This is a genomic window from Hominenteromicrobium mulieris, assembly GCF_046197855.1.
Taxonomy (GTDB): domain Bacteria; phylum Bacillota; class Clostridia; order Oscillospirales; family Acutalibacteraceae; genus Hominenteromicrobium; species Hominenteromicrobium mulieris.
In genome coordinates this window covers 2,808,582-2,824,028 of the sequence record NZ_CP173188.1, presented here as the reverse complement: position 1 = coordinate 2,824,028, position 15,447 = coordinate 2,808,582, and the positions used below count along the sequence as shown (strand labels likewise).

The window sequence follows — 15,447 nt, the reverse complement described above, 5'->3', positions numbered from 1 at the left end:
ATGATGATATTTTGCTGTCCCGCATGCGGCAGCGCGTTGGAAAGAGAGGACCGCGCGCTGCGCTGCGCAAACGGACATTCTTATGATATTGCGCGCCAGGGGTATGTGCATCTTCTGCCCGTAAAGCAGATGCACGCGAAGATTCCCGGCGACACAAAGCAGATGGTGGACGCGCGCCGCGTGTTTTTGAGCGGCGGCTACTACGATGCGTTCCGTGACAAACTGGCGGAGCTGACGGACAAATATCTGCCCGAGAACGGCGTTGTTTTGGACGCAGGCTGCGGCGAGGGCTTTTACACTTCGGCTTTATATGAAAAAGCCAAAGCGAAAAACGGTTCGGTTTCCGGCGTGGACATCTCGAAATTCGCGGTGAAAGCGGCTGCGGGCAAATATAAGGGCATCGATTTCGCGGTGGCGAGTTTATTTCACTTGCCGTGTGCGGAAAACAGTGCAGATGTGCTGACGGACGTTTTTGCGCCTATTGTGCCGGAGGAGTTTTTTAGGGTACTGAAGCCGGGCGGCGTGATGATCCTTGCGGTGCCGGGTGCGCGACATCTGTACGGCATGAAAGAGGTTTTATACAAAGAGCCGTATGAGAACGAAGAGCACGACACGGCCTACGACGGGTTTGAATACCTCGGCCGTGCGTGTGTGCAAAAGTTTATCACGGTGAACGGGCAGGAGAACATTGAAGCGCTGTTCTCCATGACGCCGTACTACTGGAAGACGGACGTAGAGGGCGGCGAGCGTCTGCGCGCGCTCGATGTGCTCGGGACCGAGATTAAATTTGACTTTCTGGTTTACAGGAAGAAGTAGGCGGGTGCGCCTTTCAGCAGCTTTGTGCGGCACAATGTTGTTTATTGTTGTTGTTTTGTTGTCATTCATTGAAAATTAAAGAATACTTAGTAGAATTCTCTCCCGAACTGTGCTATGATAGGTAGCGGTCGTTCGGGAGCGTTTTCATTTTGGAAGACGAAATACGACCGATTATAGAAGTATTCGAGGTTTATAATAAAGATGAAAATTTTGTTTGTCTGCACCGGAAACACGTGCAGAAGCCCAATGGCGGAGGGCATTTTCCGCCACGAAATGGAGCAGCGCGGCTTTGAGAATATCATGTGCCAAAGCGCCGGCCTTTCCGCGCTGGACGGGCAGCACCCCAGTGAAAATGCGGTGCTGGTCTGCAAAGAGATCGGCGTGGACATTAGCGGTCACATTGCGCGCCGCTTTACGCCGGAAGAAATCGATGTGTGGGACGTTTATTTCACGATGTCGAAAACCCATGCGTACATTTTGATGCAGGCGGGTGTGCCGGCGGAGAAGATTTACGTGCCGCATTACATTGACGATCCCTACGGCGGGGACCTAAATACCTACCGCAAGTGCCGCGACAAGATCTGCGAGGAATTGCAGACGTTTGAGCAGCATCTCGGTTTTTAAGGAGCGTTTATGCAGATTGTTTCGATGACGGCGGAGCACGTTTCGCGCCTTGCGGAGCTTGAAAAGCTTTGCTTTTCGGAACCGTGGAGCGAAAAAAGCCTGACGGAGGAGATTGATAATCCTGCCGCGTGCTTTTTGGTGGCGATGCAGCAAGATGAGGTGCTCGGCTACGGCGGCATGCACACGGTGCTCGGCGAAAGCTATGTGGATAATATTGCGGTGTTCCCGGAGTTTCGCGGCCACGATGTGGGCAGAACGCTCATGGCGGCGCTGATCGAAAAAGCGCGGGAAAACGGCGGCGTTTTCATCACGCTGGAGGTGCGGACATCAAACCTGCCGGCCATTGCGATGTACCGTTCGCTCGGCTTTACGGAAGCGGGTGTGCGCCGCAATTTTTATACAGAACCAAGAGAGGATGCGCTGATTTTTACGCTCTCCTTCTGAATTTTTAGCTATACGGGGGTAAAAAGTATGCTTTTCGGAAAAATCAAGGCGCTTGTCGAATACGGCGTGCGCACGGGGCTCATCGAAGCGGAAGACACGATTTACACGCGCAACCGTTTATTGGAGGCGCTTTGTGAAGAGGATTACGCGGATGAGGAAGCGGAGCAGAGCGAAAACCTGGCACTTTTGCTGGACGGTCTTTGCGACGAAGCCGTAAAGCGCGGCATCATCGAGGACGGTGCGACGTCCCGCGATTTATTTGACACGAAACTGATGGGCCTTTTGACACCGCGCCCGTCCGATGTGAACCGCACGTTTCGTGCACTTTACAAGGAATCCCCGGAAAAGGCGACGGACTGGTTCTATAAGCTTTGCGGCGACTGCAATTATATCCGCCGCGACCGTGTGGCGCGCGATTTAAAGTGGGTGTATAACGACCCGCGTTTCGGTGCGATTGATATTACCATCAACCTTTCAAAGCCGGAAAAAGATCCGAAGGCTATTGCTGCGGCAAAGAAAATGAAGGCTTCTGGTTATCCTGCCTGTATGCTGTGCAAGGAGAATATCGGTTATGCGGGCCGCATGAACCACCCGGCAAGACAGAACCACCGCGCAATCCCGATCACGGTGAACCATGCGGATTGGTTTTTGCAGTATTCTCCGTATGTGTACTACAATGAGCACTGCATTGTGTTCTGCGGCGAGCATGTGCCGATGCAGATTGACAAGAGCACGTTCCGCAAGCTGTTTGATTTTGTGGAGCAGTTTCCGCACTATTTCCTCGGCTCTAATGCCGATTTGCCCATCGTTGGCGGTTCCATTTTGACACACGACCACTACCAGGGCGGCCACTATACGTTCGCGATGGCGCGCGCGAACATGGAGGAGCACTGCACGCTGCACGGCTTTGAAGATGTGGAAGCGGGCATTTTGAACTGGCCGGTATCTGTTTTGCGTTTGCGCCATAAAAACCCGGATCGCCTGATTGACGCGGCCGACCATGTATTGAAAGCGTGGAGAAGCTACACGGACGAGGATGCGTTCATTTTTGCGGAGACGGACGGCGAGCCGCACAACACCATCACGCCGATTGCGCGCTGTGTGGACGGCGTATACGAGCTTGACCTTGCGCTGCGCAACAATATTACGACGGAAAAGTATCCGCTCGGCGTATACCACCCGCACGACGAATATCATCACATCAAGAAAGAGAACATCGGCCTCATTGAAGTTATGGGCCTCGCGGTTTTGCCGTCCAGACTGAAAGACGAGCTGAAGACCCTGAAAGACGTGATGCTGAAAAACGGCGATGTTTCAAGCGTGGAGAGCATCGCAAAGCACGCGGAGTGGGCAGCGCAGGTGAAGCGCGACCACCCGGAAATGAACGAAGCGAATGCCGAGCACATCTTGCAGCAGGAAGTGGGAAAGGTGTTTGTAAAGGTGCTGGAGAACGCAGGCGTCTACAAATGCACGGCAGAGGGCAGAAAAGCGTTCAGAACGTTTGTAGAAAGCGTACGCTGAATCGAAAATAATACGATAAAATAAGGAATCCACCGTATGTGTGAAAGCGATACGGTGGATTCTTTTTAATTCGTGATGAAACAGCTTCAAATTTCTTTGCCGCAGTATGGACGGATTGCGTTTACGTGTTCTTTACCGTGTCTTTCAGCGGTTCGCTTTTCGTGCCGTCTTCGTTGACCTTCTGCATGTTCGGGTAGACGAGTGCGAGGTAGTTGTCATCCAAGTGCTTATCGAGGAACATTTGGAACGAGCTTGTGGCGGGGATGCCCTCGGCGCGCTCGTTGGCGCGGGTCAGCGCGGCGCAGGAGATGAGCCCGTCAAACAGCATGAACGCAACGAGCAAAATGGTGAGGATAGCGCCCGGGCGCTTCGGGATTTTTTCGATCATGCGCGACATGGCGGGGTAAATTTCTTTGATCCAGATAAGGCCGAGCGTGCCCCAGATGAGCGCGAACATCAAGTTTGTGCGGCCGTCAATGTTGAACGGTGTGCCGCTGTAATCCCACGAAACGGTGCCGAACAGCATCTCCTGTCCCCAACTGCACAGATACTCGAACGCCGCACCGATGATGCCGCTGGCAACAAAAATGATGATGTCGTCCTGCTTGTAGAGCTTATACAGGCACAGCGTGATGATGGCTGCGCCGCCGCCGTAAATGGGCTGGAATGGGCCGTACACAAGGCCGACGCGCAGCTCAATCTGGTGCGCGATGAAGAACGCCCAGCATTCTTCAAGCACAAAACCGGCAAGGCAGCCGATGAAGAAGATCCAGAAGAGTTTTGTGAAGTTCATGCCGAACGCGAACGGGCGGTCTTCCGGGTTTTCGAATGTAGCTTCATATTCATAGCGATTGCGCTTCCAGCGTTCGGCGGAGCGCTTTTTGCGCTCTTCCGTCGTGATGCGGTACGCTTTTAATTCCTTTTCGTACTGCTCGTTCGTCATATCCGGCGAGGCGCTCATGAAGCGGCGCTTTAAGAAGTTCGATTTGTTGAGGAGTGCCGTGTAGTTTTCGTCGGCGGTCTTCTGTGCTTCCTGAAGCTTCTTTTGCAGGTCGAGGTCATCGATGGCCTCCGCTGCGCCGATGGCGCCGCCGGTGACGGCATTGCCGAGGGCGTTTCTCGCCTCGCGCACGCGGTCTCCGAGTTCGGATAAGCGTTTAAACTGGTGATTCAATCGCTGCACGGTGATGGACGTGATGATGATGTCGAGCAGCATGATGCCGAGGACAGCATAGAGGATGACCCAGCCGACGGTGCGGTTGACGTAGTGCAGAAGTGACGTGAGTACCGGCACGATGAACACCACAATGAACGAGAAGCACACGCCGCGCACGGTGGCGACGGGCACGGAAACGTAGCCCTTGATATTCCACTTGAATTTGGAGTAATTACGCAGGCGGATGTGCGTTGTTTTGCGCAGCAGCCACGCGAACGTGAATTCCACAAGGAAACTTGAAATCAGGCAGAAAAACAGCGTGGCAACAAACGACGTCTGCCAATGCAGCGCCGTCAATGCCGCCCACGGCAGCGCAATCATCAGGCCGTACTGCGGGCAGTACGGACCGTTCAGCATGCCGGGGTTTTTGAATTTTCGGTATACCATGCCGATGTACCCCACCTCTGCGACCCAGCCGCAGAAGGAAGCAAGCACAAAGTACCATAGAAAAAGCCAGATCTTATATGCCATGCGTGCATCTCCTTAAACCATCGAGCGTCCTATGTATATCTCGGAAAAGTATAAAACAGTATAGCATATTTCATGGTTTTCAACAATACTTCTGCAAGAAAAAACTGTCGGAAACCGCAGCAATATCGGAAATTTTGAGGGGAAAACAAACGGCTCCTACCACGAAAACCTGCCCGTACTGCCTGATGGATGACGTGAAGATCGGCGCGACGAAATGCCCGCACTGCGCATCCGTGCTTCCGCCGGAAGACGAAGAGGAAAAGAAGGACGCATAATATCTCGCTTATACATACGCGGCTCCACGGTGCTTTCATGCGCCGGAAGCCGTTTTTCTTTTTATTGTCTGAAGGACTATAGCATTCGCCGACAGGCGAATATAATGAAGGCGCACTTTCGGAGAGAAAGTACGCCTTGAAAATATGTATTCTTATGTCTTACTTAAAGCAAAATTACCAGCCGAGGCCCTTGAGGTAATCGCGGCTCATCTTCACGGCTTCGAGAGCGGGGGTGTCATAAGACTGATCCTGCTCGACAACGACCCACTTGGAGCCGGCTTCCAGTGCTGCATCGAGCACCGGCGGAATGTTCTGCATGCCGTGGCCGACCGGACGGAACTCGAACTTGCCGGTTTCTTCCTTCTTTTCGGTCTCAATGCCGATGAGCTCGTACATGTTGGCCGGCTTACCTTCCTTGTAGAAGTCCTTGAGGTGGACGACCGGTGCGCGGCCGGCGTACTTCTTGATGTAATCGACCGGCTCTTCGCCGGCGACCTTGACCCAGCAGATATCAAGCTCGGTCTGGAGCAGGTCAGCGGGAATCTCGGTATAGATATAATCGAGTGCATACTGACCGTTCGGCATCTTTACAAACTCGAAATCGTGGTTGTGGTAAAGCAGCGTGATGCCGACTTTCTTGCAGGCTTCGCCGATCTTCTTGAAGGTCTCAATGTTCTTGAGGAACTTCTCGGTGCCCGGACGATCTTCTTCCATCAGATACGGGATGGCAATGTACTGCATGCCGATCTCCTTGTACTGTGCGACCGTGCCTTCGATGTCGGCTTCGAGCTCCTGAAACGGAACGTGTGCGGAAAGCGGAACGAGGCCCACTTCTTCCAAAATCGCCTTGACTTCCGCCGGCTTCATGCCATAAAGGCCTGCAAGCTCAACGCCGTCATAGCCCATGTCCTTGATTTTCTGCATGGTGCCCTTAAAATCGCGCTCAGCGTCATCGCGGACAGAATAAACCTGTACCGCTACGGGTAAAGTTTTCATGGTGAACTCCTCCTAAGTTAATGGATTGCTTTTCTTTATCATACAGTCTTTTTTGTGAAAAATCAATCCGTATTATGAAAAATTCCTAAATATTCGCAATTTCGGAGCCGAAACAATTCAAAACGGCGTTATCTTGCAGTTCATCTTGCAGTTCACGTCTAAAAGTAGTATAATCATGCGTATCGATAAACGGAAAATTCAAATTTAAGGAATGAAGAAAATGAAACGAAATTTACGCTTTTATTTTGCGCTGATGTTCGCCCGCGGTACGGCGTTGGTTCTAAAGCTCATCGGGCGAAAGGGCACGTCCATGCCGGGCTCTTGGGCTATTATTCTGTGCCCGGATTTTATCGGACGCATGCCGAAACCGAAGAAGATCATCGGCATTACGGGCACGAACGGCAAAACGACTGTCTCGAACATGATCGAGGATGTTTTGGAGGATAACGGCATCGAGTTCATGTGCAACCGCTCCGGCACGAATGTTGCGACCGGCGTGGCATCTACGCTCATTGCGAACAGTCACTTTTTCGGCAAGCCGAAGTGTGACCTTGCGGTGTTTGAGCTCGATGAGCGCTCTGCGCCGAACATTTACCCCTACATGCAGCCGGACATTGTGCTGTGCACGAACATTTTCCGTGATTCTTATAAGCGCAACGCGCACGCGGAGTTTATCCTCGACATTCTGAATAAGGAAATTCCAAAGGGCACAAAGCTCGTTTTGAACGGCGACGACCCGCTTTGCAGTTCCATTAAGCCCGAAAACGACCGCGTATATTTCGGCATCGACCACCTTGACACGGACAAAAAGGAATGCGACAATATCGTAAATGATGTGCCTGCCTGCCCCAAATGCCACGGCCCGCTTGTGCACGACATTGTGCGCTACCATCATATCGGCCGCGTGCACTGCGAAGCCTGCGGCTACCGCTCGCCGGACATCGACTACCTTGCAACGGACATCGATACGAAAGACATGAAAATGAACGTGACGGTGGGCGGCAAAAAATCGGAATACCCGCTTTTGAACAGTACGAACATCAATATTTATAACGCCCTTGCCGCCATCGCGACGCTGCGTGAATTCGGCCTTTCCGAAGAAAAAATCCGCAATTCCATGGAGAAAATGGGCATCAGCGAGACGCGTTACTCCGAAAAAGAAGTGAACGGCAGAAAGTACATTCTGCACCTTGCAAAGGGGCAGAACCCCATTGCGTGCTCCCGTGCGTTTGAAAATATCCGTAACGCGCCGGGCAAAAAGTCCGTTGTGATGTTTCTCGACGACTACTTCGATGCGCGCCACACCGTGGAGAACACCGCGTGGTTCTACGACACCGATTTTGAGTTTTTAAATGACCCGAGCATCGTGCAGGTCGTCATTGCCGGTGCGCGCCACCACGATACGTATGTGCGCACGCTTCTGGCCGGTGTGCCGGCGGAGAAGATCGTGCATATGCGCGATGAAAGCGATACGCCTGCGGCGGTCTCGAAAGAAGCGGACACAGTCTTTATTCTGTACGACGTATACACCATTCGTTTGGCAAATGACATTCGCGATAAGATGATCGAACGTGAGAAGGAGGGCGAGACGAAATGAAAATAGAAGTCCTTTTCCCGGAATTCTGCAACCTGTTCGGCGACGCGTACAACATGGTCTACCTTGAAAAAACGCTGCCGGAAGCGGAGTTTATCCGCACGAAATTCAGCGACGATGTGCGCTTTACCGAAGAAAAAATGAACCTTGTGTATATGGGTCCCATGACGGAGCGTATGCAGGAGCAGGTCATCCGCAAGTTGATGCCGCTGAAGGAGAAAATCCAAAAAGCCATTGACGACGGCACGGTGTTCCTTTTCACGGGCAATGCGCTCGAAATCTTCGGCGATTACATTGAAAACGAGGACGGCAGCCGCGTAGAGTGCCTTGGGCTTTATCGTTTGTACGCAAAGCGCGATATGATGCACCGCCACAACAGCGACTTTGAGGGCGAATTTGACGGCAATGTCATCATGGGCTTTAAGACGCAGTTCACGATGGCCTACACGCCGGATGAATCGCACGGCTTGTTCGTGAAAAACAAAGGTGTGGGGCTCAATATAAAGGCGAAATACGAGGGTATCCGCGTAAACAACTTCTTCGGCACATACCTTGTGGGGCCGATCTTGGTTTTGAATCCGCCGTTTACAAAGTACATTTTGAACCTGATGGGCGCGGGCGATGTGAAGCTTGCGTTTGAAGCGGAAAACATGGAGGCCTACGAGCAGCGCAAGAAGGATTTTGCCGAGAAGGTACACTGATGGTGCAGCACGAAATTCCGCCGGTGTTCGACGAAAACGGCCGCGTGCTCGTTTTGGGCTCGTTTCCGTCTGTGCAGTCGAGAAAAGCGGCGTTTTTCTACGGGCACCCGCAAAACCGCTTTTGGCGCGTCTTGAGCGCGGTTTTCGGTGAACCGGTGCCGGGGGATGTCCCCGAAAAGAAGGCGCTTTTGCTAAAGCATAAAGTTGCCTTGTGGGACGTCATTGCCTCGTGCGACGTGACGGGCTCGTCTGACGCGAGCATCAAAAACGTTGTGCCGAATGATCTTTCCGTGATTTTATCGACAGCGAACATCACGCATGTGTGTACAAACGGTCAAATGGCGCACAAGCTGTATCAAAAATATCTGGCGAAAGAGATCGACCCGCCGGAAACGGTTCTGCCGAGCACCAGCCCCGCGAACGCCGCGTGGAGCTTGGAGCGGCTGACGGAAGCGTGGAAGATTATCCGATCAATTTAATACGGCAAGCACGCGGTTTTAAAAGCCGCGTGCTTTTTTCACCCATTTTTTCCCTCTCCATATAATAAAATCAGGAGGGCTGAAAATGAATGATATTGTATTTTATGCGTTGTTGGCGACGCTGGGGACATGGCTCGTCACGGCGCTTGGTGCTGCTACGGTGGTGCTGTTTAAATCGCCGAACCCCAAAATTCTCAATTTGATGCTCGGCTTCGCCGCCGGGGTGATGGTTGCGGCGAGCTTTTGGTCACTTTTGCAGCCGGCCATCGAGCGCGCGGAGGCGGCGGGAAGCATGCCTGCGTTTTTGGTGGCGACACTCGGGTTTCTCTGCGGTGCGTTGTTCATGTGGGGTTCCGATAAATGCGTGACCTACGCGCAGCGGCGCTCCGCTTTGGCGCAGGGCGAGAAAAACGCACGGCTGAACCGCATCATTTTGTTGGTACTTTCCATCACGCTGCACAACATCCCGGAAGGGCTCGCTGTGGGCGTGGCGTTCGGTGCGCTGAAAAACGGCGGCTATACGCCGGAAGCGCTGATGGGTGCCGTGACGGTGGCCGTGGGCATCGGCTTGCAGAATTTCCCCGAAGGCGCGGCGGTCTCGCTGCCTTTGCGCCGTGAGGGGTGCTCCAGAAGGAAGAGCTTTTTCATCGGGCAGGCTTCCGGCTTTGTGGAGCCGATTGCGGGCGTTTTGGGCGCTTTGCTTGCCGTGTACATTGAAGCCGTTTTGCCGTTTGCGCTGTCCTTTGCGGCGGGCGCGATGATTTTAGTCGCGGTGCACGAGCTCATCCCCGAGTGTCAGCGCAACCAGAAAGCGCAGCCGTATGCGGCGACAATGGGCATTGTGACGGGCTTTGCGCTAATGATGCTTTTGGACGTGATGCTGGGGTGAAATTTTAAGATAGAATAAAAAGTCCGAAACACGGTTTAGGTGCTTCGGACTTTTGCCGTTTTGTTGTATTTTACGCCTTTGCGGGTTCTGCGGCGGGGACGGTGAGCAGCTTTTTCCAGCGGCCGCTGTAATAGTAGATGAGCAGCGGGATGATGCCCAGAATGTAGCCGATCGGCGCGGCAAACCAAATACCTGTGGTGCCGATCCAGATGGGCAGAAGCAACGAGAGACCGATCTTGCTGCACAGCTCCACAACGGAGGAGACCATGGAAATGTTGATTTTGCCCATGCCCTTGACGGTGCTGTTATAAAGCCAGATCCATCCGAGGAACGGGAAGAACCACGCCTGAATGCGGATGAATTCGAGCGAATACGCGATGACTTCGGTCTCGTTCGGCTTGACGTACAACGAGACGAGCGGCTCAGCAAAAATGAGTGTCAGCACGCCTGCAAAAAAGCTCAGACCGCCGACAAGAAGGAAGATTTGCCGCACGCCAAGCTTGATGCGCTCTGCGTTTTTCGCGCCGAAGTTCTGCCCGACATAGACGGAAAAGCCAAACGAGAAATTGCTGAACAGCATCACGGCGAGGTTCTGCACGTTGCTGCCGACGGTGAACGCCGCGACGACGTTGGAGCCGTAGCTGTTGATGACGCGCGTAATGACCATCATGCCGACGGAAAGAAACAGGCTTTGCAGAGCCATTTGCGCACCCATGCCGAATATTTTAAGGCTGACGGGCATATCCGGGCGCAGGGTGTGGCGCTTCGGCATCAGATCGGGGTATTTGCGGAACATGACGAGGATGCAGATGGCGGCGGAGATGGCCTGTGAGCCGACCGTTGCAACGGCGACACCCGCAACGCCCATGTTGAGACCGATGACGCTGATGAGGTCGAGGATAACATTCAAAATGGAGCACAGAATGAGGAAATACAGCGGTGTTTTGCTGTCGCCGAGTGCGCGCAGGATAGATGCCGCGGCGTTATACGCAAACTGTGCGATGCCGCAGCCGCAGACAATCTGAATGTATAAAACGGACATGTCGATGACGTCTTCCGGCGTTTTTAAAAGCTGCATGAGCGGCCGCGCGGCGAAAACGCTGATGAGACCCAGAACAACGCCGAGCAAAAGGGTGATCCACCCGGAGGCGACGATGCCCTTGCGCACGCGGTCGGTGTCGTTTGCGCCGACGTATTGCGAAAGCACGATGGAAATGGCACTCGTCACGCCGGTTGCAAGCAGCAGGATGAGGCCCGTTGTGGACGTGGTGGCGCCGATGGCAGCCAGCGCGTGCGAGCCGACGAAGCGGCCGAGCACGGCGGAGTCCACCATGGAATAAAGCGACTGAAAAATACTGCCGATCATCATGGGCAGCGCAAAACGAAGCATCAGGTTGATCGGTTTGCCCTGCGTCATGTCGATGGCACCGGACGGTTTGGACATGATACAACAACTCCTTAAAAAATAAGATTAAGGTAAACCGTTCCGTAGAAAATAAGGGTAAACCGCGTTTGTAGAACCTCTTCGCTGCGTGTTAGTTTACAAGTATCATTGTACCAAGAAAGCAACGTGAGTTCAATGAACGGTTTACCCAAATCAACGGGAAAAATATTTGGCTATTTTTGCCAATAATTAAATGTTAAACGATGGAATAGGTGAACATTTCGTAGTGCAGCGCGGTGCCGATGTCGATCTCCTCCGGTAAAAGCGCGCGAGCGACCAGAATTTCATCGTGCGTGTCATTGTCCGTTCGGCGCAAAACAGCGTAGTCGCCGTCGATGCTCGCCACTTCGTATTCGTAGGGGCCCATTATACCACCGTACCTTCTTTAACAAATGTGGCGGCGTGCTCACGCGCGGCCTCGTAGTCCTGCGCTAAAATGAGGTAAGCTTTCGTGAAGCGCTTTGCGTTCGGGTCTTCCGGCTCAATGGCGCGCTCCATTAAAAGAACACCGTCTGTTTCGGAGACCTCGTGAAAACCCATCTTTTTGTGGAATGCCACGGCGGCATCGTTCGGCAGATTGATGTGCGCTGTAACGCGGCGGTAATTTGCATGGTGCATGATGTCCAGCATCAGGCTGTATAAAGACGTGCCCACGCCGCTGTGCAGACATTTTTCGGAGACGTACAGCTGTGCGTCGGCAGAGAACAGGTCGTCCTTCGGAATATCGCGGTCGGTCAAAAAGCAGAATCCCGCCGTCTGGTTGTTGATCTCCGTCAGGATCCACATACGGCCGTATGTATAGGTGTCGATGCGCTGCACGTACTCGGCGAGCGTCGGCACTTCGGTGTCGGGCGTGTAGTGTGTCTTTTCGACGTAGGGTGTGTAAATTTTGAGCATGGACGGGCCGTCCCACTCGTTCGTTCTGCGTACTGCAACTCTGAAATCACTCATATTTTCAGTTCCTTTCGCTCGTAACTTCTGCATATAGGGGAATAGACGGTGCGGCACCGGGGCGCGAGACCGCAATGGCAGCGGCTTTTGCCGCGAGGGTCAGCGATTTTTTCGGCGAAAGCCCATCCAGCATACCGCGCATGAAATAGCCCGTGAACGTATCGCCGGCTGCGGTGGTATCGACCGCACGGACAAGCTCCGCCGGGGCAAACGCGCGCTTATCTTCTTTGGCGTACCACGCGCCTTTACTGCCGAGCGTTAAGACTGCGGCGGCGTGCGGGTATTTTTGAAGGAGCTTATCCAAAATAGCGGTGGGAATCTTTGTGCCGGTCAGCTGTTCGCCCTCCACTTCGTTCAAAACGAACACGGAAACGAGCGACAGATTGCACTTTAAAACGTTTTCGTTCATCGGGGACGGATTGAGCCAGATCTCCATGCCGCGCGCATGGGCTTTTTCGAGAATATACGGCAGCGCGCTGATCTCGTTTTGCAGCAGAAGAATGTCGCCTGCGCCGAATTGCGCAAGCACGCGGTCGGCATATGCTTCATCCACAGCCCCGTTGGAGCCGCCGAAAAGCAGAATGGCGTTCTGTGCCTCTCGGCTGACCTGAATGACGGTGTGCCCGCCCGGCATATCGCGCGTTTCGATGAGGGAGGTATCTACGCCGTTTTGGTTCAATAAATCGCGCAGGTGCTCGCCGTCCGTGCCGATGAGCCCCGCATGGCAGACGGAAAGCCCCGCCCGCACAAGCGCAATGGACTGGTTTAACCCCTTGCCGCCCGGGAACACGGTGCGGCTTTCGCTTTGAATGGTCTCACCGCCCTGCAAAATGTGGTCGACCTTATAAACATAGTCTGTATTGAGTGAGCCGAAATTCAAGATCCTCTTCAAGGTTTTGCACTCCTCTGTTTCAAAATCAATACAAGAATAGCACGAACAAAGCCCGCCGTCAAGGAAAGCAGGACAAAAGAAAAAACGCAAAAACCCAATATTTCAGCGGTTTCGCCAAGGCGGAACATATTCACAAAACGCGCGAAAAGTGGTATAATATTTCGGTTAACGAGCAAACCGAGTTTTTAATCCGTTTTTTGCCGTATCCCGCGCATGCAAAACGGCGCGGCCGGTTTTGAATTTTTTGAAGCAGTTTGAAGTTAAGAACGATAAAGAAAGGGATTGATAAAGATGGGAAAAAGAGAAAATTTGCGCAACGTAGCCATTATTGCACACGTTGACCACGGCAAGACCACCCTTGTGGACCAGCTTCTGCGACAGAGCGGCGTTTTCCGCAGCAACGAAGCCGTAACCGAGCGCGTCATGGACTCCGGTGATTTGGAGCGTGAGCGCGGCATTACGATCCTCTCCAAAAACACAGCTGTCATGTACAATGACATCAAAATCAATATTGTCGATACCCCGGGCCATGCCGATTTCGGCGGTGAAGTGGAACGTATTCTGATGATGGTAGACGGCGTTCTGCTGCTTGTCGATGCGTTTGAGGGATGTATGCCGCAGACGCGCTTCGTTTTAAAGAAGGCGCTTGGTCTTGGCAAAAAGCCGGTCGTTGTCGTCAATAAGGTCGACCGCCCGGGCGCACGTCCGCTTGAAGTCGTGGACGAAGTGCTTGACCTCTTCATTGAGCTCGGTGCAGACGAAGACCAGCTCGATTTCCCGGTGGTCTACGCTTCCGCGCGTGACGGCTACGCCATGAACCAGCCGGACGAAAAGGGCACGGACATGAAGCCGCTGTTTGAAGCCATTATAAACGATGTTCCGGCGCCGGAGGGTGACCTTGACGGCCCGACGCAGGTGTTGTTCTCCAACATTGACTATGATGAGTACGTCGGCCGTATCGGTATCGGCCGTGTGGAGCGCGGCTCCGTAAAGGTCGGCCAGACCGTTACCATCTGCAGCAGCACAAGCGACGAAAAGCGCAACGCGCGCATTACGAAGCTCTACCAGTTTGAGGGCCTCAAGCGCGTGGACGCAGAGAGCGCAGAGCTCGGCGACATCGTGGCCGTTTCCGGCATGGCAGACCTCAACATCGGTGAGACCGCCTGCGACCCGGAGCACGTGGAGCCGCTGCCGTTCGTCAAGATCGACGAGCCGACCGTTTCTATGATGTTCATGGTCAACAATTCCCCGTTTGCGGGCCGCGAGGGCAAATATGTCACCTCCCGCAACCTGCGCGACCGCCTGTTTAAGGAGGTCGAAACGAACGTTGCTATGCGTGTGGAAGAGACTGATTCCGCCGATACGTTTAAGGTATCCGGCCGCGGTGAGCTGCACCTCTCCATTCTTATCGAGCAGATGCGCCGCCAGAACTACGAATTCCAGGTCTCCCGCCCGAGCGTTATTTTCAAGGAAGAAAACGGCAAGAAGCTGGAGCCGATGGAGCTTTTGATGATTGAAGTTCCGGATAACTACGTCGGCGCGGTCATGGAAAAGCTCGGCACCAGAAAGGCAGAGCTGCTCAACATGGGTACCCGCGACAGCGGCACCACACACCTCGAATTCAAGATCCCGTCCCGCGGCATCATGGGCTACCGCTCCGAGTTCCTTACGGACACGAACGGCAACGGCATCATGAACCACGTGTTCGATTGCTACGAGCCGTATAAGGGAGATATTCAGCAGCGCAGCACCGGTTCTCTCGTTGTACACGAGACCGGCGAGTCCACGGCTTACGGCCTGTTCTATGCACAGGACAGAGGCCGCCTGTTTATCGGGCCGGGCGTACCGGTTTACGAGGGCATGATTGTCGGCAGCAACCCGAAGGGCGACGACATCGTCATCAACGTCTGCAAGAAGAAGCACGCGACAAACACCCGTGCTTCCGGCTCCGACGACGCACTGAAGCTGACCCCGCACACCGTGCTCTCTCTGGAGCAGTCCCTCGAGTTTATCGCGGACGACGAGCTTGTGGAGATCACACCGAAGAGCATCCGCATGCGCAAAATGGTGCTGAGCAAAGAGCTGCGCATGAAGCAGGCTGCGAAAAAGAAGTAATTCATAAACTTGACCAACG

Annotated in this window: 16 protein-coding genes; 10 read left to right on the top strand and 6 right to left on the bottom strand. The window is 53.6% G+C overall.

Features of this window, described 5'->3' with window-relative positions; genetic code table 11:
* The 4 genes from ACI0CA_RS13995 to galT all read left to right on the top strand — a co-directional run bounded on the left by ACI0CA_RS13995 (position 1) and on the right by galT (position 3,405).
* Positions 1-816 carry a putative RNA methyltransferase gene (locus ACI0CA_RS13995; protein WP_417110284.1) on the top strand — a complete coding sequence of 272 codons (816 nt, stop codon included), beginning with the start codon at positions 1-3 and terminating at the stop codon, positions 814-816.
* A 201-nt stretch (positions 817-1,017) separates the two neighbouring features.
* A complete protein-coding gene (locus ACI0CA_RS13990) occupies positions 1,018-1,440 on the top strand; it encodes a low molecular weight protein arginine phosphatase (protein WP_308448596.1) in 423 nt (140 codons plus the stop codon).
* Positions 1,441-1,449: 9 nt separating this feature from the next.
* Positions 1,450-1,884, top strand: a complete 435-nt coding sequence (rimI, locus tag ACI0CA_RS13985; RefSeq protein WP_343284600.1) for a ribosomal protein S18-alanine N-acetyltransferase — start codon at positions 1,450-1,452, stop codon at positions 1,882-1,884.
* Between the two features lie 27 nt (positions 1,885-1,911).
* Positions 1,912-3,405, top strand: coding sequence for a UDP-glucose--hexose-1-phosphate uridylyltransferase (gene galT, locus ACI0CA_RS13980; RefSeq protein WP_308448598.1), 1,494 nt, complete (start codon positions 1,912-1,914; stop codon positions 3,403-3,405).
* A 121-nt stretch (positions 3,406-3,526) separates the two neighbouring features.
* Here galT and ACI0CA_RS13975 read toward each other — a convergent pair whose 3' ends face one another.
* Entirely contained in the window at positions 3,527-5,092 is a 1,566-nt protein-coding gene (locus ACI0CA_RS13975; protein WP_417422532.1) for a putative ABC transporter permease, read from the bottom strand.
* A gap of 134 nt (positions 5,093-5,226) precedes the next feature.
* Between ACI0CA_RS13975 and ACI0CA_RS13970 the strand changes: the two genes are divergently transcribed.
* Positions 5,227-5,367, top strand: a complete 141-nt coding sequence (locus ACI0CA_RS13970; protein WP_308448600.1) for a hypothetical protein — start codon at positions 5,227-5,229, stop codon at positions 5,365-5,367.
* Positions 5,368-5,541: 174 nt separating this feature from the next.
* On the opposite strand, the gene ACI0CA_RS13965 is transcribed toward ACI0CA_RS13970, so the two are convergent.
* Entirely contained in the window at positions 5,542-6,363 is an 822-nt protein-coding gene (locus ACI0CA_RS13965; RefSeq protein ID WP_176819715.1) for a sugar phosphate isomerase/epimerase family protein, read from the bottom strand.
* A 220-nt stretch (positions 6,364-6,583) separates the two neighbouring features.
* Here ACI0CA_RS13965 and ACI0CA_RS13960 point away from each other — a divergent pair, with 220 nt between their 5' ends.
* The 4 genes from ACI0CA_RS13960 (at position 6,584) to ACI0CA_RS13945 (ending at position 10,026) form a co-directional block, all read left to right on the top strand.
* Complete coding sequence (locus ACI0CA_RS13960) at positions 6,584-7,960, top strand: MurT ligase domain-containing protein (protein ID WP_395506802.1); 1,377 nt, start codon at positions 6,584-6,586, stop codon at positions 7,958-7,960.
* Positions 7,957-8,658, top strand: a complete 702-nt coding sequence (locus tag ACI0CA_RS13955) for a hypothetical protein (protein ID WP_395506801.1) — start codon at positions 7,957-7,959, stop codon at positions 8,656-8,658. Before ACI0CA_RS13960 ends, ACI0CA_RS13955 begins: the two co-directional genes overlap by 4 nt.
* Positions 8,658-9,137, top strand: coding sequence for a DNA-deoxyinosine glycosylase (locus tag ACI0CA_RS13950; protein WP_446806706.1), 480 nt, complete (start codon positions 8,658-8,660; stop codon positions 9,135-9,137). Before ACI0CA_RS13955 ends, ACI0CA_RS13950 begins: the two co-directional genes overlap by 1 nt.
* A gap of 85 nt (positions 9,138-9,222) precedes the next feature.
* The gene (locus ACI0CA_RS13945; RefSeq protein ID WP_176819722.1) at positions 9,223-10,026 is read left to right on the top strand and encodes a ZIP family metal transporter; all 804 of its coding nucleotides are present in this window, start codon (positions 9,223-9,225) and stop codon (positions 10,024-10,026) included.
* Positions 10,027-10,096: 70 nt separating this feature from the next.
* On the opposite strand, the gene ACI0CA_RS13940 is transcribed toward ACI0CA_RS13945, so the two are convergent.
* The 4 genes from ACI0CA_RS13940 to ACI0CA_RS13925 all read right to left on the bottom strand — a co-directional run bounded on the left by ACI0CA_RS13940 (position 10,097) and on the right by ACI0CA_RS13925 (position 13,313).
* Positions 10,097-11,470: an MATE family efflux transporter gene (locus ACI0CA_RS13940; protein ID WP_446806707.1), complete on the bottom strand. Its 1,374-nt coding sequence runs from the start codon at positions 11,468-11,470 to the stop codon at positions 10,097-10,099.
* A 196-nt stretch (positions 11,471-11,666) separates the two neighbouring features.
* Positions 11,667-11,837 carry a chorismate--pyruvate lyase gene (locus tag ACI0CA_RS13935; protein WP_316519565.1) on the bottom strand — a complete coding sequence of 57 codons (171 nt, stop codon included), beginning with the start codon at positions 11,835-11,837 and terminating at the stop codon, positions 11,667-11,669.
* Positions 11,837-12,421 (bottom strand): GNAT family N-acetyltransferase, encoded by a 585-nt coding sequence (locus ACI0CA_RS13930; protein WP_308448606.1) that lies wholly within the window; start codon positions 12,419-12,421, stop codon positions 11,837-11,839. The genes ACI0CA_RS13935 and ACI0CA_RS13930 overlap by 1 nt, the downstream gene beginning before the upstream one ends.
* Positions 12,422-12,425: 4 nt before the next feature.
* Positions 12,426-13,313 (bottom strand): ribokinase, encoded by an 888-nt coding sequence (locus tag ACI0CA_RS13925; RefSeq protein ID WP_316688187.1) that lies wholly within the window; start codon positions 13,311-13,313, stop codon positions 12,426-12,428.
* A gap of 291 nt (positions 13,314-13,604) precedes the next feature.
* On the opposite strand from ACI0CA_RS13925, the gene typA reads away from it, so the two are divergent.
* Complete coding sequence (gene typA, locus ACI0CA_RS13920; RefSeq protein WP_176819727.1) at positions 13,605-15,428, top strand: translational GTPase TypA; 1,824 nt, start codon at positions 13,605-13,607, stop codon at positions 15,426-15,428.
* The last annotated feature ends 19 nt before the right edge of the window (positions 15,429-15,447 follow it).